This window comes from Dyella mobilis, assembly GCF_016904945.1.
In the GTDB taxonomy this organism is placed as follows: Bacteria; Pseudomonadota; Gammaproteobacteria; order Xanthomonadales; family Rhodanobacteraceae; genus Dyella_B; species Dyella_B mobilis.
Window position 1 is genome coordinate 1,257,000 of record NZ_JADIKF010000040.1, and the last position, 21,943, is coordinate 1,278,942.

The following is a 21,943-nucleotide window of genomic DNA, read 5'->3' on the forward strand; positions in this document are numbered from 1 at the left end:
CTCACCGATGCGCCTGGCGCCCCACCAGGCTATAGCGCACAATTCCGGCCCCACTGGCCAGCGGCATCTGCACGGCACCCAACAAAAATTCGCTCGAATAATTGCAGCGCTGCAAGCTGGTCCACTGCGCCGTGTCAGTGGGATAGCCTTGTTGCCGCAGGCGCGTAACGAGCTGCCTGGAGTAATCGGAGAATTCGCCAGCCCAAGGTTGTACGTCGACTGCCTGAGCGAGTGCATTCCCGGGAATCGCGTTCACCAGGGCAAGCGTGCGGGCAAGCGCGTGATCGTTGACACGTCTGCGCGTGATCGCATCCAGCGTTTCGATGGTCGCCGTGGCGGTGAGGAAAGCACACGTAGATGCGCTCCCGCTCTGGCTGGCATCGGCCAGATCGTGTTGCCGGCTCTGCGCCCAATCCATCAATGCCCGGTCGGGAACCTGCGCGAAAGCTTGCTTGATCGCACTGGTTTCCAACAAACCGTCTTCATAGTGGAACCACGGCATGTTGCTGCCGTGCAAGGCCGCATACAGTTTGTCTTTGTAAGTGTCGGCCAGCGCAGGTTCGTGCAGCGCAATAGCCTGGTAGAGCTGGCCGGTCAAGCTGTGCTTGCCCCAGGCGGCAACGATCACGGCCCATTTTGCGGTATCCACGCTAACCGGCCGGCCATCGACGCCGATCACCTTGGCATCGATGCCGGCGGTCATCACATCGACCGCGCTCAGCCAGTACACGCTGCCCGGTGGTGTAACCGCACGACGTTGCAGCATCGCTGGCGTAAAGCCGGCTGACGCAAGCAGCTTGATGGATTCTTCATCCAGGTGCTTCATGGTGGCGGCGGTCATTTCCGCCGGCAGATCGCTGACCGTGCGATTCTGGTGCAGGCCGATGCGTGAGGCGTCGGTCATTTCGCGCAGCGGCACACCGGCCCACAGCAAACCGCAGGCGCTGGCGCAGTCGCCGTCGATACGCAAAGGCAGATGCGCCTTGATCAATACATCCACGCTTTTGAAGGCCTGGTCCAGCAAGCCGCCCGGGCTGTTGATGACGACAGCTTGCGCGCCGCCATTGCCGGCCAGCGCATCGGCGAGATCCTGACTGAAGCGATGACCGATGGTGCCGTGTACGCGTATGACTCTTGCCACATCGTCGTAGACGATGGAGGCATTGGGGAAATTGTCTTCCGTCTGCACCAGTTTCATGGCCTGCCGGCACAAGGCGATCGACGATGCACCAACCATCAGGGTGAGCAGGATGCACAAGGCTTCGTGCAATGCCAGGCGACGCGTACGTTTCCAACTTCGATAGGTCGTGAAAGCAGTCAATACGACCGCGCCCCCCAGCGCACCTGCCACCACTTCCACCAGAAAGCGCTGGGTCTGCAGGGCATTGGGCAGATAGATGAACAATCGGCCGGGTATACCGATCAAGGCTGCCGCCAGCACGAAGATCAGCGCGGTGGCGATAAAGCCGAGCAGCATGCTGCCCGCGTTGTTGCCGGTGGGCCACCGCTTGGCTAGGGATGTCCAGCGCTTTTCGCCGGGCCGCCACGACATGGTCTGCCGCGGCCATTCGCCACCGGCATAGCGCTTGCGCGCTTCGAGCGGATCGAACGGCCCCTCCACCCGGCCGCCGCGGCGCAAATAGAGCAGGCTCATGCATGCACCCCGCGCGCAACCCCGAGGACGCCACCGCCAATCACCAGGATCAGAATCCCTAAGGTAAACATGGTTGTTTGCGTGTCGCCGGGTTCGCGCTGGGTTACCACCCAATCCTTGCCGCGGTCCCACGAGGTGGAACCGGTGCGGGTCAACACGCGATACGAGATGCAGATCGGCACGAACGCCAGCAGCGGAATGCCGCCCAGCATGCCTAGGCAAAACACGCCGACCTCGCGGCCCAGTGCGGCACGAATGCCAATCGCGCTGCCGTCGCGACGCGTGATGCGCACGCCGAAAATCCATTTGCCCACGGTGGTGCCCGAGGTGCCCAGCAACAGCGCCTGCACCGGAATCAGCGACGCCATCAGCACCACGTTGGATAGATACGGCACACCCATCAGGCCACCACGTCGAAACAAGGTGGCAAACAGCGCCTGGTTGGTCGCTGCGGAAATAATGGTGAACACCATCCAGGTAAACGTGCCGAGCAGGAAGATATCCAGCACGCGCGCAAAGTAACGCCGCCAGGGCGCCGGCGCGCTCCATTGCCAGCCGTCGTCTTCCACTTCCAGCTTCGGCGCATTCTCGGGAAGGCCATCGGCCGCTTCAGCGTGCCTGCGCGAACCGTTGCGCCGTGCGATGACGCGGCGCATGGCGTCCTGCTCGTCCCGTTCGCTCGGGGGCGGAAGCGGCGGCGGATCATGCGGTATGTCCAGCCCCGCCGCGGCGTAGCCCATCCAGTCAGGAAAGCCGGCGCGCCACACCAGGGTGTGGCTGTCGATTCGGCCGAGCTGGTGCAGTTGCACCACGGCCGCTCGCTCATGGGGGCCATTCGCTGCGCCGTCCAGCTCTACGTACCATTCTTCCTGCATGGCAGCTCCCTGACGGGAGGCTATGCAGCACGTGCTGCACGATCACTTGGAGTCGCGCCTCCCCGCGGCGAATCCGGGGATGATGCTAGCCCAAGGGCATGGGGGCGTCGAGAACGCCTCTTTTGGCCCCCAACCCGCGCAAAAAAACTGCCGCTACGCGCGTTTCGCCTGCTGGTAAATGCCCATCTCCTCGCTCAAGGCACGCGCCACCGCAGGCCGCTGCGCAAGACGCTGGTAATAGGCGTGGATCGCCGGCCACTGAGCAAGATCGATGCCCGAGAACTGGCCCCAATTGAGCACCACGAACAGATAGGCGTCGGCCACGGTGAAGTGATCCAGCAGGAACTCGCGTGCCGCCAGATGTTTTTGCAGCACGTCCAGCCGCACCTTCGCTTTGTGATGCGCGTAGGTCTTCACCTCTTCCGACGCGCGCGGATCAAGCAACGGCGAGAACACCGCCTTGTGCAATTCGGTGCCGACGAAACTCAGCCATTGCTGCATGCGGGCACGCTCCGTGCGGGACGAAGGCGCCAACTCCGCCTGCGGAAAACAGTCTGCGATAAACGGCAGGATCGCGCCGTTCTCGGTCAGCAACGTACCTTCGTCGGTGCGGAGCACCGGCACCTGCCCGAGCGGGTTGACGGTGAGGTAGTCGGTACCGTCGCCCAGTGTTTTGCTTTTGGTATCGACCTGGGTGAATTGAGGCTGGGCGCCGGCTTCGTAGAACGCGATACGGCTGGCCATGGAACAGGCAAGCGGGGCAAAGTACAAATTCATCCGAAGAACCTCCCGTTGGTGTTTTTGTACTATATTGAACACAAATAACTCTGGTCAATAGTTTTTTATACAATATGGTACAAAAAGAAGCCAAGAAGCCCCGCGGACGGCCGCGCGCCTACGACCCTGCCCAAGCACTGGCGGGTGCGCAGGAGACATTCTGGCGCCAGGGCTATTCCGCCACCTCGCTGGATGACCTGAGTGAGGCGACCGGCATGAATCGCCCAAGCCTGTACGCCGCATTCGGCGACAAGCGCGCGCTGTATCTCGCCGCGATGGACGATTACGTGGCAGCCGCCCAGCACGCGATGGGCGAGACGTTGTCGTCAGACGCACCGCTTGAACAGGCTCTGTTGCAGGTGTGCGACCTGGCCTTGGGTCTTTACTTCCCGGCTCAGGGCGGTGCTCGCGGCTGCTTCCTGATCGGCACGTCGCTGGCCGAAGCGATGAACGATGACGAGGTGCGCGAAAAGCTGCATGCAGCGCTGACAGGTTTCGACGATGCTTTCGAAGCGCGCTTCAAGCGCGCGCGCAAGCAAGGGGAAATCGCTGCCAACACCAAGCCAGCCGTGCTGGCAAAACTGGCGTCCGCGATCATTCACACCTTGGCGTTGCGCTCACGCACGGGTGACACGCGCGCTTCGTTGCGGGCAACGGCGGTGGCGGGGATCAAAATGATTTGCGCGGCGAGCTGAGGCGCTGCGCCGTCGGCGTCGCCGCACTCAATCCTTCATGCGAACAAAGCTGCGCATGGTCTGCCCCTCGACGGTTTGAAAAACGGTAGGCCGAGGACGGCCTTCATCGGTGGCGATAAACACGAAGTGGTCCCCGTCCAGCACATAACTGGCTGGTAGGGCTTTGCCGGCATCGCTGCCGATGGCATCGACCCAGGTGATGGCTTTGGGCGTGACCGAAGCATCGAGGGTAAAGCTGCCTTCCAGCACGAGGTCGCCCCCGACGGTACGCACCACGAAACGCTGGCCGGTAAAGGTGGTGATGGTTCCGGCCCCGCCGTGTTCTTCGTCGGGCTTGTCGGCGATGCCGTCAGCTTCGTGTGCGGTTTGTAGCCAGTTGCCTTGCAGCGAAGCGAGGTCATTGTCGGAAGCGTGGTTGTCCACTTGCATGTAACTCTCCAATGTTCTCCCTGCGGGGAGAGGCTGGTTGAGGAGCTGATTCTGCGACAGTGCTTTGTACTAGTGAAGCGCTGCTAAGAGCACGCTTGCGCATTGATGCAGCGCTGCGCAAGCCGTGGCCCCTCACCCCAACCCTCTCCCCGGAGGGGAGAGGGAGAAAAGCTTGCCACTTTAGGCGAGAAAGGAAATGAGGGAGGGCCGGGTAATTAGCCGATCCCCATGCCAGCGATGCCGCTTATCTCGCTTTCATCAAACCCGGCCATGCCGGCAAAGCGACGCCCGCGTTCGGCATAGTCGTGATACTGGTCGAAACTCGGCGCACCCGGCGACAGCAGCACAGTACCGCCTTCGGGAGTGACGATGCGCGCCATCTCGATGGCATCGGTGAGCTTGTCGACGTCGCCCAGCGGTACTTCCGATTTGCCGCTACGCAGCGCCATGGCGATGCGCGGGCCGTTGGCGCCCTGGGTGATGATGCGCAAGGCGGTACGCGTTTTCACCGCATCGACGAAACTACCCCAATCCAGGCCGCGATCGTGGCCGCCGACGATGACCGTGACCTCGCGTCCTTGCAGGCTCTCCAGCGCAGCGAGGGTCGCCTGCGGCGTGGTGCTGATGGAGTCGTTGATCCAATGCAAGCCGTCGCGCTCGCCCAACAGTTGCAGGCGATGCGGCAGCGGGCGGAACGTAGCGAGCGCCTGTGCTGCGGCGACGGCATCGACGTTCATCGCTTCCAGTGCGGCAAGTGCAGCGCAAGCGTTCAGTGCGTTGTGCGCGCCGGGTATGGCCACGTTTTCCAGTGGGAACACGTCGACATCGCCACGACGGATAAAGCCTTCCGCCACGTGCCAGCCATCGGCCTGCCCAAATATCAAGCGTTGCGCATGCTGCGCGGTTTTTTCCAGCAAGGGTGCCTGGTGGGCGTTGACCAACAAGCGGCGAGCGACGTCGGCCAGTTTTAGCTTGTCGGCCACGTAGCGTTCGCGCGTGCCGTGCCAGTCGAGGTGTTCTTCGTAAAGACTGGTAATGACGCCCAGTTCCAACGGACCGGCTTCGCTGGTCTGGAAACTGGACAGCTCGATCGCCCACAGCTCGGCTTCCTCATCGAGCAGTTCCAGCAAGGGCAAGCCGATATTGCCGGCCAGTGCCGTGCGCACACCGAGCGAACGCGCCAGATGCGCCAGCAGCGCAGTAGTGGTGCTCTTGCCCTTGGTGCCAGTGATGGCGACGACACGCGCCTGCGGATTTTCGCCGAACCACAACGCCGTGCCGGAGGTGAAGCGCGTACCTTGCGCCTGCGCGGTGACGATCGCCGGCTTGTACGCCGAAATGCCCGGGGACTTGATGACGATGTCGTACGCGCTCAATGCCACGGCATCGGGCTCGTGCGGATAGATGCGCAGTGCCGCATCGAAATCCTGAGCCTGCGCCACTTCATCTTCGCCGCAGTAAAGCGCCAGCGGCAGCTCCGGCAAACGCTTGCGCAAGGCGCGGATGGCGGCACGCCCTTCGCGACCGAAGCCCCAGATGCCGACGCGCTGCCCGGCTAGTTCGGCGATGCGCATATCAGCCGATCACCGCTAGTGCGGCCTGCAGGCGTGCGGGCACGCGATGTTCGCTGGATGGCTGCAACCACGGTTCCAGCGCCAGCCCTGCCACATCCAGTTGCGGCAGGATTTCGCTGCGGAAGCGCGCGATGAGTGCATCTTCCTGCCACTCCGGTCGCTGGCTCAGGGCATACATCGCCGCACGCGCTTCGGCGCCCTCGCCCACGCACTCGAACGGCTTGTGGTCGTGGTATTCGAGCAGCGCGTCGAAACCGGCGGCTTGCGTTTCGTCATCGAGCAGGTTGCGCCCGAAGATGCCGAGCAAACGCGGCTTGGGCAGGAACGGCGCCAAGGCCAGGAACACGAAGTGGCACTTCGGGCATTGTCCGCACCAGCGATCCGCCGGCTTCGGGCCGAGGATCTTGAAGTTACGGTTGCAACTGGAGAACGCATCGAAATACGGCGTGAGCTTGGCAAAGGCACGGGTGATGGCCAGTTCCGAGTACGGGCGCAGCAACGAGCAGTAATCCAGATCGACCGCGACGTGCGTATGCAGCCATTCGCTGAGCATCTGCTCGAACGCGTAGCCCTTGCTCCACTGGTGATTCACCTGCTGGCCTTCGTATTCCAGCGTGGCGGCAGAAGCGGAGCGTTCGTTGGCAAAGGCGATGCTGTCGTAGCCGTAGAGGATCGCAGCGACGGCAAGAATGGCCGAATTCACCGCGGTCACCGGAATGTGGCCGTTCCACGCACCGAGGCGATTGAGCTCGAACAGGCCCGGCGCGAGTTCGCGCTGAATATTGAGCGTAGGCAGGCCGGTGCGTTCGGCGCAGGCGGCAATCAGCGGCGAGTTGCCGACCCATACCGCGGTGGCTTCGCCGCCGATCTGCTTGATTGCTTCCACGGCGACGAGAGAATCTTTGCCGCCGCCAATGGGGACCAGGGTGCGCTTGGGTAGATGGAGCGCTTTCGCAAGAGTGTCCCCCTCACCCCGACCCTCTGAGCTGCGCGGAAACGCAATGCGTCCACGCAAATCCAAGCCGTTGCGATAAGCGAATTCGGCCAGACCGTGCAGGTAAAGGGCGTCGAGCAGATTCGCCGTGCAGTCGTCCAACGGCCCGTCGGCTAGTTCGATCTTCGGCGGCACGCCGGCTTTGTAGTAGCTGACGCCGGCAATCAAATGCAGCAGCTTCAGCGCCGCCTCAAAGGCGTGCTTGTTTTCGGCCGGCACGGCGGGCGCGGCGGGAAAGCGCACGCGCTCGATCAGCTCCTCGCCCTGGTCGAAGGCGTACACCAGCTCGGCCACGCCGTCGGCATAGCTGCAGCGCACGAAACGGAAGACCTGGGTCAGGCGGGGTTGGATCGGGTTGGTCACTGGGAAAAGCTCCGATTTCTTTCAATTGCTCGCCAGAGCGGCCCCTCAGCCCGCCTCTCTCCCCGGAAGGGAGAAGGGAAGGAGCAAGGGCGCTGTGCTTTTACTCCCTCTCCCCTCTGGGAAGAGGGCTGGGGTGAGGGGCCGCTCTAGCCACAGCCTCCAAAATCACCTCAAGCACCGCCTCGATGTTCATCAATACATCATTGTTCCAGAAACGCAGCACACGGTAGTCCAATGATTCGAGCCGGCGCGTGCGATCAGCATCCACTGCCATCATTTCCGCATGTTGTCCGCCGTCCAGTTCCACAATCAGATTCGCTTCGGGACAGACGAAGTCGACGATGTAGCGGTCGATTTCGTGTTGGCGGCGGAATTTGCTTCCCGTCAGATGTCGATTGCGCAGATGGCGCCAGAGCAGTTGCTCAGCGTCTGTCATATTGCGACGCAGTCCTCGCGCCCGATCGACGTGCATGCGTTTCATCCTGATACGCCCTTTCTGCTTTGCCCCTTCTCCCCTCCGGGGAGAAGGTTGGGATGAGGGGCCACTCTTGCGAAAAGGCTACAAGCACAACCCACTCCGAATACTACTCAGCGCAAGAATGGCCCCTCACCCTGCCCTCTCCCCGAAGGGAAGAGGGGAAAAGCGGGGCGTCACTCAATAATGATCTCTTCCGCCTCATCCCTGAGATTGTACGGCGAGGACATTACTTTGCCGTAGGCGCCGGCCTGGGCGATCAGCATCACGTCGCCCTCTTTCGCTTCCGGCAGGCGGCGGTCGGAGCCGATGACATCGCCGCTTTCGCAGATCGGGCCAACCACCTGGTACAAGGCGGTGGCCGGCTCGTCCAGGCGGGTGAGGTTCACGATTTCGTGCCAGGCGTCGTACAAGGCGGGGCGGATCAGGCTGTTCATGCCGGTGTCCACGCCGAGGTAACGCCAGGAACCCTTGCCCTTCTGCTGGGTCACGCGAGTGATCAGCACGCCGGCATCGGCCACCAGGTAACGCCCAGGCTCCATCCACAGCTGGTAGTGCGGATAGGCCCCCTTCACCTTGCGCAGCACTTCTTCCAGCGCGGCGATATCCAGCTGCGCCTCGCCCGGATGCGAGGGCACGCCGAGGCCACCGCCAATATCCAGGAAGGCCACGCTGCCGATGCGCTCGGCCAGGCTGGCGAGCTGGTTGTAGACCTCGCCCCAGTGCTTGTCGTCCAGGATGCCGGAGCCCAGATGCGCGTGCAGGCCGCGCACGGTGACACCGTGGGCGTCGGCCAGGCGCAGGAACGCGTCAACGTGTTCGACCGGCAGGCCGAATTTGCTGCCACTGCCACCGGTGCGCACTTTCTCGTGATGCCCCAGGCCGCGGCCGAGATCGACACGCAGCACGATCTCGCGCCCACGGAACACTTCGCCCCAATGCTCCAGCGGATAGAGCGAATCGAGCGAAACCGTGGCGCGGGTGCTCAATGCCCAAACGTAGTCTTCGCGCGGTGCGAAGTTGGGCGTGAACAGCAGCGGCGCAGATTCCGGCACTGTCGCCATCACCGCTTTCAGCTCGCCCGGCGACACGCATTCGAAACCGAAGCCTTCTTCGGCCAGCGCACGCAGGATGGCCGGATGCGTGTTCGCCTTCACGGCGTAATGCAGGCGATCGACAGAGGCAAGCGTTTTCAGCTCGCGCGCCTGTTTGCGCACCGTCGGCAAGTGGTAGACATAGCGCGGCGTGGCTTGCTCGCCCAGCGCCAGCAACTGATCGCGGCATTGGGTACGCCACCATGCATCGCCGGCAGCTACCGTTTCGCCGCTGCCGTACAGGGTTTGCCAGCTCGGGCCGAACAAGGCGCTGTCGTCGGTACGCAGCGCACCGGCGGCCACCAGCATTTCATGCAGGCGCGGCACCAGTTCGTCGACCACGCTCTCGTCCACCACAAAGGTGAGGTTGAGGTTGTTCGACGATTGCGAGATCAAATGCACGCGCAACTGGCCGAATTCGGCCAGCACGCCGGACAAGGTATGCAGCATCGAACGCATGCCGCGACCGACCAGGGTGATCGCGGCGCAGGGTGCGATGATCTTCACCCGGCACACCTTGGCCAGGTCGCTGGCCAGCGCTGCCACGGCGTCGGAATCGAGCAGGTTTTCGGTGGGGTCCAGCGATACGGTGACGTTGGTTTCGGCCGAACCGATCAGATCCACCGACAGGCCATGCTGCTTGAAATGCGAGAACACGTCGGCCAAAAAGCCGACCTGCTGCCACATGCCCACCGATTCCATCGAGACCAGGGTGAGTCCTTTGCGCGCGCTGATGGCTTTGACGCTGGGTGCGTGCTCGCGTACTTCCGGACCGATCACGGTGCCTTCCAGCTCGGGCCGGTTGGTGTCCTTGATCAACATTGGCACGCGCGGTTCGCGCAACGGCGACAGGCAGCGCGGATGCAGCACTTTCGCACCGGTGGAGGCGATTTCCTGCGCTTCTTCGTAATCGAGTTTCTGTAACAGGCGAGCACCCTGCACCTGGCGCGGATTGGCGGTGAACATGCCGGCCACGTCGGTCCAGATTTCCACCCGCTGCGCTTTCAGCAGTGCACCGAAATACGACGCGGACGTATCGGAACCGCCACGGCCGAGCAGCACGGTGCGGCCCTGCGATTCGCGCGCAATGAAGCCCTGCGTGATGAACACTTCGCCCTGTTGCGACAGGCGCGCGTTCAAGGACGGATCCGGTTTGGCTTCCACCATCGCCGAGAGCAGCTTGGTGCGCTCGTTCTGGTTGGGCAGCGCCACGGCAGCGAGGCAATCGCGGGCATCCACCCACTGGGTGGACAGGCCGCTGTGCGTGAGAAACGCCGCACCCAGCGCGCTGGACATCAATTCGCCATGCGCCTGCACCAGCGCCGCCCAGGCCAGCTCGCCCAGCATTGCGGGGCCTTCTTCGGCCAGCTTGGCCAGTTCGGCCAGTCGCGCGCCGAGTGTTTCCGGAACCGCCAGCTGCATGTGACCGAGCAAGTCGTAGTGACGTTGCGCGATCGCCTTCGCAGCCTCGATACGTTTGCCTTTGTCTTCCTGCGCGCACATCTGTTTGAGTGCGTCGGTGATGCCGGTGAGCGCGGACACGACCACCAGCACGCGTGCACCTTCGGCGCGACGGCTGGCAACGAGCTCACGGATGTTCTGCCAACGAGGCAGGGTGGCGACACTGGTGCCGCCAAACTTCATCACGATCCAGGATGCGCCGGAGCTAAGCGGCGCGGGGGCATTCGAGGTCACGGTTTCTCTGTCAGGGTTGCGGGGAAGACAATCCTGCCAGTGTTGCGCTGCATCAGCCGGAATGCAACCGGCGATAAGGCATATGGATGGCTAAATGCGGGCAATCTTTTGCTCCCTCTCTCCTTCGGGGAGAGGGCTGGGGTGAGGGGGCAATCTTGGGTTAGAGCTAGATCGAAGAGCGATTCAAATGAAGCACCGCGCAAGCCCTGGCCCCTCACCCAACCCTCTCCCCGGAGGGGAGAGGGCTTAAAGCGATGAGGCGCCGCGCAAGCCGTGGCCCCTCACCTCAATCCTCTCCCCGGAGGGGAGAGGAGGCGAACGTATGCGCTACGCGCATGGTCTTACTCTACGAGTACGGGGATCTTGCCGATCTTCGCCTGCCACTCGCGCGGCCCGGTCTTGTGCACCGAGGTGCCGGCCGAATCGACGGCGACGGTGACGGGCATGTCCTGCACTTCGAATTCGTAGATGGCCTCCATGCCCAGATCGGCAAAGCCGACCACGCGCGAGGCCTTGATGGCCTTGGACACCAGGTAAGCCGCGCCGCCCACGGCCATCAGGTACACCGACTGGTGCTTCTTGATCGCCTCGATCGCCGCCGGGCCGCGTTCGGCCTTGCCGACCATGCCCAGCAGGCCGGTCTGGGCCAGCACCTGCTCGGTGAACTTGTCCATGCGGGTGGCGGTGGTGGGGCCGGCGGGGCCGACCACTTCGTCGCGCACCGGATCGACCGGGCCGACGTAATAGATGAAGCGGCCGTGGAAATCGACCGGCAGTTTCTCGCCCTTGTTCAACATGTCGACCATGCGCTTGTGCGCGGCGTCACGGCCAGTGAGCAGCTTGCCGTTGAGCAACAGCACCTCACCCGGTTTCCAGCTGGCCACTTCTTCGCGCGTCACCGTATCCAGATTCACGCGGCGGCCCTTGGAGGAGTCGTAGGTGAGCTTGGGCCAGTCTTCCAGCGAGGGCGGATCGAGTGCGACCGGGCCGGTGCCATCCAGGGTGAAGTGCGCGTGGCGGGTGGCGGCGCAGTTGGGAATCATCGCCACCGGCAGGTTGGCGGCGTGGGTCGGGTAGTCCTTGACCTTGATGTCCAGCACGGTGGTGAGACCGCCCAGCCCCTGGGCGCCGATGCCCAGCGCATTGACCTTCTCGTACAGCTCCAGTCGCAGCTCCTCGGCGCGGTTGCTGGGGCCGCGGGCGATCAGATCCTGGATGTCGATCGGCTCCATCAGGGCCTCCTTGGCCAACAGCATGGCCTTTTCGGCCGTGCCGCCGATGCCGATGCCCAGCATGCCCGGCGGGCACCAGCCGGCGCCCATGGTCGGCACAGTCTTGAGCACCCAGTCGACGATGGAGTCGGACGGATTGAGCATCACGAACTTGGACTTGGCCTCCGAACCGCCACCCTTGGCAGCCACGATCACGTCGACGGTGTCGCCCGGCACGATCGAGATATTGATCACCGCCGGCGTGTTGTCCTTGGTATTGCTGCGCTTGCCGGCCGGATCGGCCAGCACGCTGGCGCGCAGCTTGTTGTCCGGATCGTTATAGGCGCGGCGCACGCCTTCGTTGACCATGTCTTCCAGCGACATCGTGGCGTCCCAGCGCACATTCATGCCCACCTTCAGGAACACGGTGACGATGCCGGTGTCCTGGCACAGCGGGCGATGGCCTTCGGCGGCCATGCGCGAATTTATCAGGATCTGCGCCATCGCGTCCTTGGCCGCGGGCGATTCTTCGCGCTCGTAGGCCTTGGCCAGGTTGGTGATGTAGTCGACCGGGTGGTAGTAGCTGATGTACTGGAGGGCGTCGGCGACGGACTGGATCAGATCGTCTTGCTTGATGGTGGTCATGGCGGCTGCTTCGACTGGGAGGGGAGCCCGGCCAGCCTTGCACTCGCCGGGCACAACCCCGCTATTGTGCCGCAATTGGGCCGCAGCATAAAAAAAGGCCGCCCGAAGGCGGCCAAAAGACCAGACGGCACGCCTGGATGACAAACAACTGGATTACAGACGGTATTCGCCCTGGATCGAGAGCATGCCGGCGCGGGTGCCGCGAATCGGCTGGCTACCATCGAAATAAGGATTGGAGCTGCGCACCGGGGTACTGGGCGTGTGATACGTGTCGTACGCAAGCCCGAGGCTGAAATGGCGGTTGACATTGAAGCCGGCACCCACGCCGAGATATTCACCGGTGGCGGTGCCGGTGCCGCGGAAGGATTCGCTGCCGCCCGAGGTCAAGTGATCGTAGAAACTGTACGTATTGCGACCGCGGAACCAGCCGGCGCGCGCCGACACGTACCATTGGTCGGTGATGTTGTAGTTGAGGTTGCCACCCAGCAGGAAGCCACGGTTCTTTTGTTTGGACCGCGTTGATTCGCCGTCCGGCGACAGCGTTTTCAATTCACCCTGCCCCAGATACCCGTATCCCGCTTCCACACCGTAATCGACGACGCTTCGCCAGCGATAACCCACGCGCAGGGCACCTGCCGGATCGCGCTTGCGCAAATGCGTAAAGACACCGGGTTCGGAATAGTCGCTCCGATTGAAGTTGTAGTCGGAATACCCGGCATTGGCATTGACGAAGACGTTGCCGTCGGCGAATGCGGCGGCGGAAGCCGTGCCCAGAGTGAGTGCCACGGCGAGCGTAACGAGTTTGCGCATGGTGCGGATTCCTTGTTGAAGTGATCTCGTATCCATCGAACCGCGCACGCATTGCGCTAGCTCCGGCGGAAGACGGCGCGAAATGTAGCCGACCCCGGCACCGATCCCCATAGAACTTCCCTGAGCGAAGGTAGGGTTTGGATTACTCGAAACGTTTTGTCGTTTTTATGAGGCATTCAAAAGTGCATGACGCAACTCTAGAAATGACAGGCACATAGCGTTTTTCCGGGTCTTTGCGGAAAGAGAATCGGAATTTTTCCTATATGAAAATTCACGCACGCCTACATGTCTCTCAGGCACTTCCACTGCCACTGAGAGCGCTATAGGCTGCATGGGCGGCGCAACGTCAGTCGTCAGGGGAGGCGAGCTTTCGTCGCGGGGAAGAACAGAACTCAAGCCATCGCTCAACGGTTCGTCCGCTGAGGCAGTAGTGCGTGTCCGATGCCCTGCCCTCGCGTGAACGGATGTGTTGTGTCCATCAGGAGGAACACCATGTTCGCGAAGTTGCACCGCAAATCGCTTCCGCTGTCACTGGGTCTGCTGCTCGCCGGTCTGAGCACCGGCGCCATCGCCGCCAACGCCACCCCCGCTGTCGATGCCGGCGCCGTCGCAGCCAGTCAGCCTGTGCAGGTGACGCTGTTTCTGAAACTGCGCAACGAAGCCGCGCTTGAGGATTACATCAAGCAGACCGTGACGCCGGGCAGCGCGCATTACCACCAGTTTCTCACCACCAGCCAGTTCGCCCAGCAATACGGTGCAAGCAACGACGCGATCTCGCGCGTGCAGTCCTATCTGCAGCAGCAGGGCTTGAACAGCCAGGTGCTGCCGAGCCACCTGGCGATCCGCACCAGCGGCACCACGGCGCAGCTCAACGCATTGTTCAGCACTTCGCTGCACAGCTACGTGTCGCGCGAAGACGGCCGTCGCTTCCACAAACCGGCCAGCCAGCCGCAGGTTCCCTCGACGATCGCCGACGTGGTGGACGTGGTGAGCGGCCTGAATAACGAACGCGAATATCGCTCGCATCGCACCTCGGCGCCGGCATTCACGGCGTTCAACGGCCAGCATCCGAATATCCAGCCATTGGCCGCCGGCTCGACCGGCTCCAACAGCAACCCCACTGCTTCGGGCATACCGGGCCAATACACCGTGGGCGACGTGGCCAACTTCTACGACATCAATCCGCTGTACGACCGCGGCGTGCTCGGCAAGGGTTCGACCATCGCGATCGTAACGCTGTCCAATTTCTACCCGAGCGATGCGACCACTTATTGGTCGGATATCGGCTTGCAGACCAAGTCCAACCGCATCACCCAGGTGCACGTGGATGGCGGCGGCGCGATCGACGGCGGCAGCGGTGAAACATCGATCGACGTGGAACAGTCCGGCGGCGTGGCGCCGTATGCCAACATCATCGTGTACGACGCCCCTAACGGCACCGGCAACGGTTACGTCGACGCGTTCGCGCAGGCGGTGTCCGACAATGTCGCCGACAGCATCTCGACCAGCTGGGGCTCGCCGGAAATCTACAATTTCGCCGCGTTGAACATCAACGGCGCCAGCGACACCGACACCACCGACGTGGGCGATCTGCGCGCGTTCCATTCGATCTTCCTGGAAGCGGCGGTACAGGGACAATCGCTGTTTGCCGCGGCCGGCGACTCGGGCGCTTATGACACGGCACGCGGCCTTCCCACCGGTTCGGCGGTCGGCGATTTCTCCGCGCCGCTGACGGTCGATTCGCCTGCCTCCGATCCGTTCATCACTGCGGCCGGTGGCACCACCACGCCCTTCAAGTATGCGTTCGGCACCGGCCCGACCGAGTCGATCACGCAGGAAAGCGTGTGGGGTTGGGATTACCTGCAGAATTACTTCAACACGTACATCGGCCCGAACGTGGTCAACCTGTTCTCCAACGGTGGCGGCGGCGGCGTAAGCGTGTACTGGCACACGCCGTTCTATCAGCAGTTCACCAACGGCATCCGCACCAGCGAGCCGAATCAGTCGCTGGTGTACAACGATCCGGTTGCGGGGCTCACCACCGACCTGATCCTGCCCAGCCATTTCCATGGCCGCAACGTGCCGGACATCTCGTTGAATGCGGACCCGTTTACCGGTTACGTGTTCGTCTCCACCTATGACGGCGGCCTCAACAGCGGCGAAGGCGGCACCAGCTTCGTGGCGCCGCAGCTCAATGGCATTACCGCGCTGCTGCGCCAGAGCACGGGCCATCGCATCGGCTTGTGGAACCCGCAGGTGTACGCGATCCAGAACATCTTCGGCTATGGCTGGTTCACGCCTTTCCACAGCATTCGTGCCGGCGACAACTGGTTCTACTACGGCAAGCCGCATTACAACCAGGGCGCAGGCATCGGCTCGCTGGACGTGGCGAACCTCGATATGTTCCTGCAAAGCGGATTCTGAGCAACTGAGTCCAGCAAACGGACCGTGCCTGCGCACGGTCCGTTTTTTTGCGGCGACATCGCGGCTACGATGAGTGGAATCTTCCACCTCGATGTCGCCATGCCCATCAAACGACGCTTTTTGCAGCTCGATGTTTTTTCCCGCCAGCCGATGAAGGGCAATCCGCTGGCCGTGGTCGTGGATGCCGACGGCCTGGACGAGGCCACCATGCGCGATTTCGCGCGCTGGACAAATCTTTCCGAAACGGCCTTTCTCCTGCCGCCCACCGAACCGGGCGCGGACTACCGCGTGCGCATTTTTACCCCGCGGCGCGAACTTCCCTTTGCCGGGCACCCGAGCGTCGGCAGCGCCTACGCGGCCTTGGAATCGGGTCTGGTCTCTGCAGACAAATCCACGCTGATCCAGCAATGCGCGGCCGGCCTGCTGCCCGTGCGCGTCGAAGGCCGCGATGCCAGCCGCACGATTCACGTGCAGGCACCGCCTGCCCGCGTGGAGCGCATTGCCCCTGCCCTGCACGAAACCATCGCGTATGCCTTGCACGAAACGCTGGACGAAGCGCAGGTACGCCTGGTGAACAACGGTCCGAGCTGGTTTATCTGCCGGCTGGGCGACGCCTCAACCGTGCGCGCGCTGCAGCCCGATCTGCCGGCGATCGCCGCCGCGTGCCTGCAACACGGCGCCATCGGGGTGGCCGTGTTCGGCCGCGCGCAAACCGGTGACGCCGCGATGGCCGTGCGTGCGTTCTGCCCGGCCGACAACATTCCCGAAGACCCGGTGACCGGCAGCGCCAACGCCTGCATCATGGCCTTTCTCGCAGACAGTGGCGACGAAACCTATGGTCCGCACTACCGGGCAAGCCAGGGACGCGAAGTGGGGTGCGACGGCTATGTCGACGTCACCCGCGATGGACGCGACGAAAGCATCGCCATCGGCGGCCAATGCGTGATTTCGATTCGCGGCGAAGTCGAACTCGGTTGAGGCTATTCATACGACAACGGCCGCGAAAGCGGCCGTTGCGTTGTTGCCTGAGCTGACGCCCGGAATCAGAAACGGTATTCGAACGTACCACCGTACATGCTGGTGTTGAAATGGCCGTCGTAGATTCCGTTGGCGCGGGTCTGGTAGAAGTCGTAATTCAGACTCACGCCGATGTGCTGGTTGAAGTCGTAGCCCACGCCGAGGCCTGCGTACACGCCATCGCCCGAAGCACTGCTGGAGACCGATGCATAACCGAGCTGGTCGCTCACCCTGGCGTGGGTCTGCGAGTGGAACCAGCCGCCGCGAGCGGAGAAGAACCAGCCGTAGTCGCCGTAGTGCAGCTTGAAATTGCCGCCAAGCAATTCGCCGCGCGTGGTGACGTTGAGCCGGAGCGGATCATACGGGCCGCCCGCATCGGATACGGCACCATAGTTGTACCCGGTGACCTTGCCCAGGTCGGCGTAACCGGTTTCCACGCCCCAGGAAATCGTACCGACATTCCACTGGTAACCCAGGCGCAACGCACCAGCGGCGCTGGTTTCGCTACGGCCCTGCAGGTTGGAGATGTTGACATCCGAGCCCGCCGCTTCGCCGTTGACGAAGAACTGGCCATCCGCTGCCATCGCCGCGCTGGACGTAGCAGCCACCGTCGCCCCGATGGCGACCATTGAAATCCATTTTTTCATTGAAGCCCCTGATAAGAGTGGGTTGTTGTCGACGAACAAACGCAACGATCCGGCCACTACGAGCTGGCGTCATTTCCCCAACGCAAACTCTTGCGCCCGTTAAGAAAAAGTCACGGGCTCGCCATTGTTAGGAAGACCGTGCCGCTGCGCAAGCAAACCTTTGTCACGTGTGCCGGGCGCAGCAGGGCGCTTGCCGGATCGCCGCCCGATTGCCATGCTGCGGCTTTCGTCTCCCAGGGTTGCTCTCATGACGTCTCCGGTTACCGGCTATCAGCGCAGCCTTCGCCTGCGGGATGCGGCGTTGGTGGTGATTGGCGGCATCATCGGCGGCGGCATTTTTCTCAATCCCAGCACGGCCGCGCAGCAAACCGAATCGGGGCTCGCGCTACTGCTGATGTGGGTGGGCGCCGGCGTGCTCACTCTGATCGGGGCGCTGTGCTACGCCGAACTGGGCGCGCGCCGCCCGCATGCCGGCGGCAGCTATGTGTATCTGCGCGAGGCTTTCGGCCCGCTGGCCGGCTTCCTGTTCGGCTGGACGATGCTGCTGGTGATCTATTCCGGATCGAGCGCCGCCGTCGCCACCATCTTCGCCAGCTATACCGCCTCCGTGTTCGGCTTGCCGGCCAGCATGGCGACGCCGCTGGCAGCGGGCGCATTGGTCCTGGTCGCGCTGATCAACCTGTTTGGGCTGAAATTCGGCGTACAGATGCAGAATCTGTTCACCTTGCTGAAACTGCTGGCCGTGGCGATCCTGGTGGTGTGCGGGCTGTTCCTGGCGGGCGCCGGCAGCACGCCGATCCTGGCCGCGGACCCCGCTCGCGCCGGCGTGGGCTTCATGGACGCCTCGCTGCCGGTGCTGTTCGCCTATTCCGGTTTCACCTATCTCAACAACCTGGCCGGCGAGGTGCGCGAGCCGCAACGCACCCTGCCCCGCGCACTGACGCTGGGCATGCTGGGGGTGATCGCCGCGTATGCGCTGGTCAACGTCGCCTATCTGGCGGTGCTGGGCCACGACGGACTCGCACAGAGCAGCACGCCGGCCGCGGCGGTGATGGGCAAGGTCTTCGGCCCGTTCGGCGCCAAGCTGATCGCCGTCGGCATTGCCATCTCCACGTTCGGCTTCTGCAACATCACTCTGGTCGCCGGCGCACGCGTGCTGCAGGTGATGGGCGAGGACGGCCTGTTCTTCACCAACGTAGGGCGCCTGCACCCGCGCCATCACACGCCCAATATCGCGCTGCTGCTGCTGGTCGGCTGGTCGATCGTGCTGGTGCTGTCCGGCAGCTACGGCCAATTGCTGCGCTATGCCACCTTCGGCGACTGGCTGGCCTGCGCGGTGGGCGTAAGCACGCTGATCTGGTATCGCCACCGTCAGCGCGAAGCGGTGTCGTTCCGCGTGCCCGGCTATCCGCTGTTGCCGCTGATTTTCATGGCGACCGTCGGCTGGGTGATGGTGGAGAGCCTGATGACCAGCGTCAGCGATACCGGCATCGGCCTGGCCATCATGGCGGCCGGCATCCCGGTTTACTGGGTGTGGCGCCACCTGTTCAGGCCCGCGCATCCCTAATTTCTTGCGGCAATGCCACAATGTGACGATCGGGATGCGCCGATCCACGGCTGAGCACAACGCCTACACGGCGGACAGCAGAACATCCCCAGGCACTAGGAGAAGTCATCGATGGCGCAAGACCACGCCGTGCCGGCGCAGACGGGGGAAATCACCCCGGTCGCAATCCGCCCCGGTATCGACCTCGAGATCAACGGCGAACGCTACCGCCATACCGGCGATCCGCAAATGCCGCTGCTGTGGTATCTGCGCGAAGTGTTGCGCCTGGACGGCACCAAATACGCCGGTGAGCATGGCGAGGGCGGATCCGATCTGGTGCTGGTCAACGGCAAGGCCGTTTCGTCCATCGGCGTACCGATGAGCAAGCTGTCGGGCAAGCAGGTGGTTACGGTCGAAGGGCTGGCCGACAGCAAGGGCAAGCTGCATCCGTTGCAGCAGGCGTTTATCGACGAAGACGCGATCGGCTGCGGCTACTGCACGCCTGGATGGCTGATCGCCTCGATGGATTTGCTCAACCGCCACAAAGATCCCAACGACGGCGACATCGACACCCTGCCCAATCTGTGCCGCTGCGGCTGCCAGACGCGCGTGCGCAGCGCCATCAAGCGTGCTGCCGGGGTGATGAAGCAAGGAGCCAAGGCATGAGCGGTCAGGCTGGATTCTCGCGCCGCCGCTTTCTGCAGGTGATCGCCGGCACGGCCGGCGCCTTGATCGTGGGCATCCGTGCGGCGGAAGCCGCGGATGCGGCACCGATACCGCCGGACATGCTCGGCGACAATCTCTCCAGCCTGGGTGCGTATGTGCGCATCGACCAGGATGGCGGCGTACTGATCGGCGCCCGCGACCCTGACACCGGCACCGGTGTCGCCACTTCGTTGCCGCGCATCATCGCCGACGAGCTGGATGCCGATTGGCTGCGCGTGCGCGTGGTACCGCTGGGCCTGGGCGTGATCAACAACAACGGCGCGCCGCGCTGGTTGTACGGCCAGCAAGTCGGCGGCACCGGCAATTCCATTCCGCGCGCGTGGCACGACCTGCGCGCAGCCGGCGCACTCGCGCGCACGCTGCTGCTGCAAGCAGCGGCGCAGCAACTGGGCGTGCCTGCCGATCGCCTGCGCGTCGAGAAAGGCACGGTGATCGCTCCCGATGGCCGCCGTCTCGGTTACGGCCAGTTGGCGGCGGCCGCGGCAAAAATCAGTCCGCTGCCATCGCCCATTCCTCTCAAAGCCCCCGATCACTACACCCTGATCGGACAACCTGCTGGCGACATCGATGCACTGGGCATCGTCACCGGCCGCACGCTTTATTCGCTCGACCAGCACTTCGGCGACGCCGTGGTGGCCGTGCTCGCGCACAGCCCCTGGGTCGACGGCACGCTCGATCAACTGGACAAGGCGCCCGCGCTGGCAATCAAGGGTGTGCTCGACGTGATCGAGCTGAAGCCCGATCCCAAGCTGCCGCCGGGCCAGACGGTGATCGCGCCGGCCGTCGCCGTGATCGCCGAAACCACTTGGCTGGCCCTGCAGGGCCGCCGCGCACTCAAGCTCAACTGGAAACCCGGCGCCAGCGGCAGCGAAAGCACCGCCGCGCTGGAACAGCAGGCCACCTCGCTGCTTGGCAGCGACAGCGCGCCGACCACGCGCGTGCGCGACGATGGCGACATCGACAAGGCCCGCCGCAAGGCGGCGCGCCGCGTCGACGCCACCTATTACCAGCCGTGGCTCGCGCACGCCGCCAGCGAACCGATGAACTGCCTGGTGAACATCGACAAGAACGGCGCGCTCCTCTACGTGCCGTCCCAGTCGCCACAGCAGGCGTACAGCGTGGTGCAGCGCCTGACCGGACTTGCACCGGACCAGATCGATATCCGCCTGTCGCGCATCGGCGGCGGCTACGGCCGCCGGCTCGATCACGACTACGTGGCCGAAGCGGTGCTGCTCGCGCAGGCGATCAAGAAACCGCTGCGCCTGTTCTGGCCTCGCGACGAAGACCTCGCCCACGATTATTACCGCTCCGGCTGCGTGCATCAGTTCAGCGCCATCGTGGACGCCAAGCGCCACGTGATTGCGTGGAATCAGCGCGTGGCCAGCGCCTCGGCCCTGACCGGGCGCGGCGTATCCAGCGATCGCCTGTGGACGTCCGAAGTAAGCGTGAACCAGCTTCCCGCCGGTTTCGTGCCGAACTATCGCAGCGACTGGTTCAGCCTCACTTCGTCGATACCGCGCGGTCCGCACAGCGGCATGCCGGATGTCACCAATGCGTTTGCCGCCGATTGCTTCATCGATGAAATCGCGCATGCATTGAAAGAAGACCCGCTCGACACGCGCCTGCGCCTGATCGGCGATCCGCGCCTGGTGCCGCTGCAAGGCGGTGGCGCAATCGATACCGCACGCTTGACCAATGTGCTGAAGCTGGTCGCCGATCGCATCAACTGGAAAGACTGGCTGCGCTCGGTCAACGGCCTGGGACTGGCCTGCTGGTACATCAACGGCGCGTATGTTGCGCACGCGATCGAAGTGTCCATGCAGAACGACAAGCTCACCATCGAGCGCGTGGTCTGCGCGGTCGACGTGGGCCGGGTGATCAACCCCAAAGGCCTGGAAAACCAGGTGGCCGGCGCCACGCTCGATGCACTGTCGAACGCGCTCAACCCGGCCATCACCGTCAAGGACGGCAAGGTGCAGCAAAGCGGCTGGAAGGATTACCCGCTGGCCAGCATGGCGCAGTTGCCCAACAGCGTCGAAGTGATCACCGTACCTGGCGAGGGCGATCCCGCTGGCGCCAGCTTCATCGCCATGCCGTCCGCCGCGCCAGCGCTGGCCAACGCGGTGTTCCGCGTCAGCGCAGTGCGCGTGCGTCGCCTGCCGCTGATGAAGGAATGGCTGCGTTTGCTGTGATGCAGTCGCGGGGGGGGGGGGGGGGGGGGGGGCCCCCCCCCCCCACGGCGGGGGGGGCGGCGGGCCGAGGGGGAGCTCGGAGAACCAAACACCCCCCCAA

Annotated in this window: 17 protein-coding genes; 6 read left to right on the forward strand and 11 right to left on the reverse strand. The window is 63.6% G+C overall.

The window, feature by feature from the left end:
* Nucleotide 1: 1 nt before the first annotated feature.
* The 3 genes from ISS99_RS21975 to ISS99_RS21985 form a co-directional block, all read right to left on the reverse strand.
* Entirely contained in the window at nt 2–1,654 is a 1,653-nt protein-coding gene (locus ISS99_RS21975; RefSeq protein ID WP_204633725.1) for a GYF domain-containing protein, read from the reverse strand.
* Complete coding sequence (locus ISS99_RS21980; RefSeq protein ID WP_204633726.1) at nt 1,651–2,529, reverse strand: RDD family protein; 879 nt, start codon at nt 2,527–2,529, stop codon at nt 1,651–1,653. The genes ISS99_RS21975 and ISS99_RS21980 overlap by 4 nt, the downstream gene beginning before the upstream one ends.
* Nucleotides 2,530–2,682: 153 nt before the next feature.
* Complete coding sequence (locus ISS99_RS21985) at nt 2,683–3,306, reverse strand: glutathione binding-like protein (protein ID WP_204633727.1); 624 nt, start codon at nt 3,304–3,306, stop codon at nt 2,683–2,685.
* A gap of 74 nt (nt 3,307–3,380) precedes the next feature.
* Here ISS99_RS21985 and ISS99_RS21990 point away from each other — a divergent pair, with 74 nt between their 5' ends.
* Nucleotides 3,381–4,001 carry a TetR/AcrR family transcriptional regulator gene (locus tag ISS99_RS21990; RefSeq protein ID WP_204633728.1) on the forward strand — a complete coding sequence of 207 codons (621 nt, stop codon included), beginning with the start codon at nt 3,381–3,383 and terminating at the stop codon, nt 3,999–4,001.
* Nucleotides 4,002–4,028: 27 nt separating this feature from the next.
* Here the strand turns inward: ISS99_RS21990 and ISS99_RS21995 are convergent, their stop codons facing one another.
* The 7 genes from ISS99_RS21995 to ISS99_RS22025 form a co-directional block, all read right to left on the reverse strand.
* The gene (locus tag ISS99_RS21995) at nt 4,029–4,430 is read right to left on the reverse strand and encodes a TIGR03067 domain-containing protein (protein ID WP_204633729.1); all 402 of its coding nucleotides are present in this window, start codon (nt 4,428–4,430) and stop codon (nt 4,029–4,031) included.
* Between the two features lie 215 nt (nt 4,431–4,645).
* The gene (gene murD / locus ISS99_RS22000; protein WP_204633730.1) at nt 4,646–6,004 is read right to left on the reverse strand and encodes a UDP-N-acetylmuramoyl-L-alanine--D-glutamate ligase; all 1,359 of its coding nucleotides are present in this window, start codon (nt 6,002–6,004) and stop codon (nt 4,646–4,648) included.
* A 1-nt stretch (nt 6,005) separates the two neighbouring features.
* Nucleotides 6,006–7,361, reverse strand: a complete 1,356-nt coding sequence (murL, locus tag ISS99_RS22005; protein WP_204633731.1) for a UDP-N-acetyl-alpha-D-muramoyl-L-alanyl-L-glutamate epimerase — start codon at nt 7,359–7,361, stop codon at nt 6,006–6,008.
* A 100-nt stretch (nt 7,362–7,461) separates the two neighbouring features.
* Nucleotides 7,462–7,842: an endonuclease domain-containing protein gene (locus ISS99_RS22010; protein WP_204633732.1), complete on the reverse strand. Its 381-nt coding sequence runs from the start codon at nt 7,840–7,842 to the stop codon at nt 7,462–7,464.
* A gap of 170 nt (nt 7,843–8,012) precedes the next feature.
* Nucleotides 8,013–10,625: a bifunctional aspartate kinase/diaminopimelate decarboxylase gene (locus ISS99_RS22015; RefSeq protein ID WP_204633733.1), complete on the reverse strand. Its 2,613-nt coding sequence runs from the start codon at nt 10,623–10,625 to the stop codon at nt 8,013–8,015.
* Between the two features lie 341 nt (nt 10,626–10,966).
* A complete protein-coding gene (locus ISS99_RS22020) occupies nt 10,967–12,481 on the reverse strand; it encodes a fumarate hydratase (protein ID WP_204633734.1) in 1,515 nt (504 codons plus the stop codon).
* 153 nt (nt 12,482–12,634) lie between these two features.
* Entirely contained in the window at nt 12,635–13,291 is a 657-nt protein-coding gene (locus ISS99_RS22025) for an outer membrane beta-barrel protein (RefSeq protein ID WP_204633735.1), read from the reverse strand.
* A 492-nt stretch (nt 13,292–13,783) separates the two neighbouring features.
* Between ISS99_RS22025 and ISS99_RS22030 the strand changes: the two genes are divergently transcribed.
* Entirely contained in the window at nt 13,784–15,715 is a 1,932-nt protein-coding gene (locus ISS99_RS22030; protein ID WP_204633736.1) for a S53 family peptidase, read from the forward strand.
* 99 nt (nt 15,716–15,814) lie between these two features.
* Nucleotides 15,815–16,693 (forward strand): PhzF family phenazine biosynthesis protein, encoded by an 879-nt coding sequence (locus tag ISS99_RS22035; protein WP_204633737.1) that lies wholly within the window; start codon nt 15,815–15,817, stop codon nt 16,691–16,693.
* Nucleotides 16,694–16,758: 65 nt separating this feature from the next.
* Here the strand turns inward: ISS99_RS22035 and ISS99_RS22040 are convergent, their stop codons facing one another.
* Nucleotides 16,759–17,379: an outer membrane protein gene (locus tag ISS99_RS22040; protein ID WP_204633738.1), complete on the reverse strand. Its 621-nt coding sequence runs from the start codon at nt 17,377–17,379 to the stop codon at nt 16,759–16,761.
* A gap of 247 nt (nt 17,380–17,626) precedes the next feature.
* On the opposite strand from ISS99_RS22040, the gene ISS99_RS22045 reads away from it, so the two are divergent.
* The 3 genes from ISS99_RS22045 to ISS99_RS22055 all read left to right on the forward strand — a co-directional run bounded on the left by ISS99_RS22045 (nt 17,627) and on the right by ISS99_RS22055 (nt 21,843).
* Entirely contained in the window at nt 17,627–18,946 is a 1,320-nt protein-coding gene (locus ISS99_RS22045; protein WP_204633739.1) for an APC family permease, read from the forward strand.
* A 111-nt stretch (nt 18,947–19,057) separates the two neighbouring features.
* Nucleotides 19,058–19,591, forward strand: a complete 534-nt coding sequence (locus ISS99_RS22050; RefSeq protein WP_204633740.1) for a (2Fe-2S)-binding protein — start codon at nt 19,058–19,060, stop codon at nt 19,589–19,591.
* A complete protein-coding gene (locus ISS99_RS22055; RefSeq protein WP_204633741.1) occupies nt 19,588–21,843 on the forward strand; it encodes a xanthine dehydrogenase family protein molybdopterin-binding subunit in 2,256 nt (751 codons plus the stop codon). The genes ISS99_RS22050 and ISS99_RS22055 overlap by 4 nt, the downstream gene beginning before the upstream one ends.
* Nucleotides 21,844–21,943: the final 100 nt, after the last annotated feature.

Coding starts and splice junctions, on each gene's coding strand:
- murD (WP_204633730.1), bottom strand. CDS start 6,004: ATGCGCATCGCCGAACTAGCCGGGCAGCGCGTCGGCATCTGGGGCTTC.
- ISS99_RS22040 (WP_204633738.1), bottom strand. CDS start 17,379: ATGAAAAAATGGATTTCAATGGTCGCCATCGGGGCGACGGTGGCTGCT.
- ISS99_RS22035 (WP_204633737.1), top strand. CDS start 15,815: ATGCCCATCAAACGACGCTTTTTGCAGCTCGATGTTTTTTCCCGCCAG.
- ISS99_RS22010 (WP_204633732.1), bottom strand. CDS start 7,842: ATGAAACGCATGCACGTCGATCGGGCGCGAGGACTGCGTCGCAATATG.
- ISS99_RS21980 (WP_204633726.1), bottom strand. CDS start 2,529: ATGCAGGAAGAATGGTACGTAGAGCTGGACGGCGCAGCGAATGGCCCC.
- ISS99_RS22050 (WP_204633740.1), top strand. CDS start 19,058: ATGGCGCAAGACCACGCCGTGCCGGCGCAGACGGGGGAAATCACCCCG.
- ISS99_RS22030 (WP_204633736.1), top strand. CDS start 13,784: ATGTTCGCGAAGTTGCACCGCAAATCGCTTCCGCTGTCACTGGGTCTG.
- ISS99_RS22055 (WP_204633741.1), top strand. CDS start 19,588: ATGAGCGGTCAGGCTGGATTCTCGCGCCGCCGCTTTCTGCAGGTGATC.
- ISS99_RS21985 (WP_204633727.1), bottom strand. CDS start 3,306: ATGAATTTGTACTTTGCCCCGCTTGCCTGTTCCATGGCCAGCCGTATC.
- ISS99_RS21990 (WP_204633728.1), top strand. CDS start 3,381: ATGGTACAAAAAGAAGCCAAGAAGCCCCGCGGACGGCCGCGCGCCTAC.
- ISS99_RS22045 (WP_204633739.1), top strand. CDS start 17,627: ATGACGTCTCCGGTTACCGGCTATCAGCGCAGCCTTCGCCTGCGGGAT.
- ISS99_RS22020 (WP_204633734.1), bottom strand. CDS start 12,481: ATGACCACCATCAAGCAAGACGATCTGATCCAGTCCGTCGCCGACGCC.
- ISS99_RS21975 (WP_204633725.1), bottom strand. CDS start 1,654: ATGAGCCTGCTCTATTTGCGCCGCGGCGGCCGGGTGGAGGGGCCGTTC.
- ISS99_RS22025 (WP_204633735.1), bottom strand. CDS start 13,291: ATGCGCAAACTCGTTACGCTCGCCGTGGCACTCACTCTGGGCACGGCT.
- ISS99_RS21995 (WP_204633729.1), bottom strand. CDS start 4,430: ATGCAAGTGGACAACCACGCTTCCGACAATGACCTCGCTTCGCTGCAA.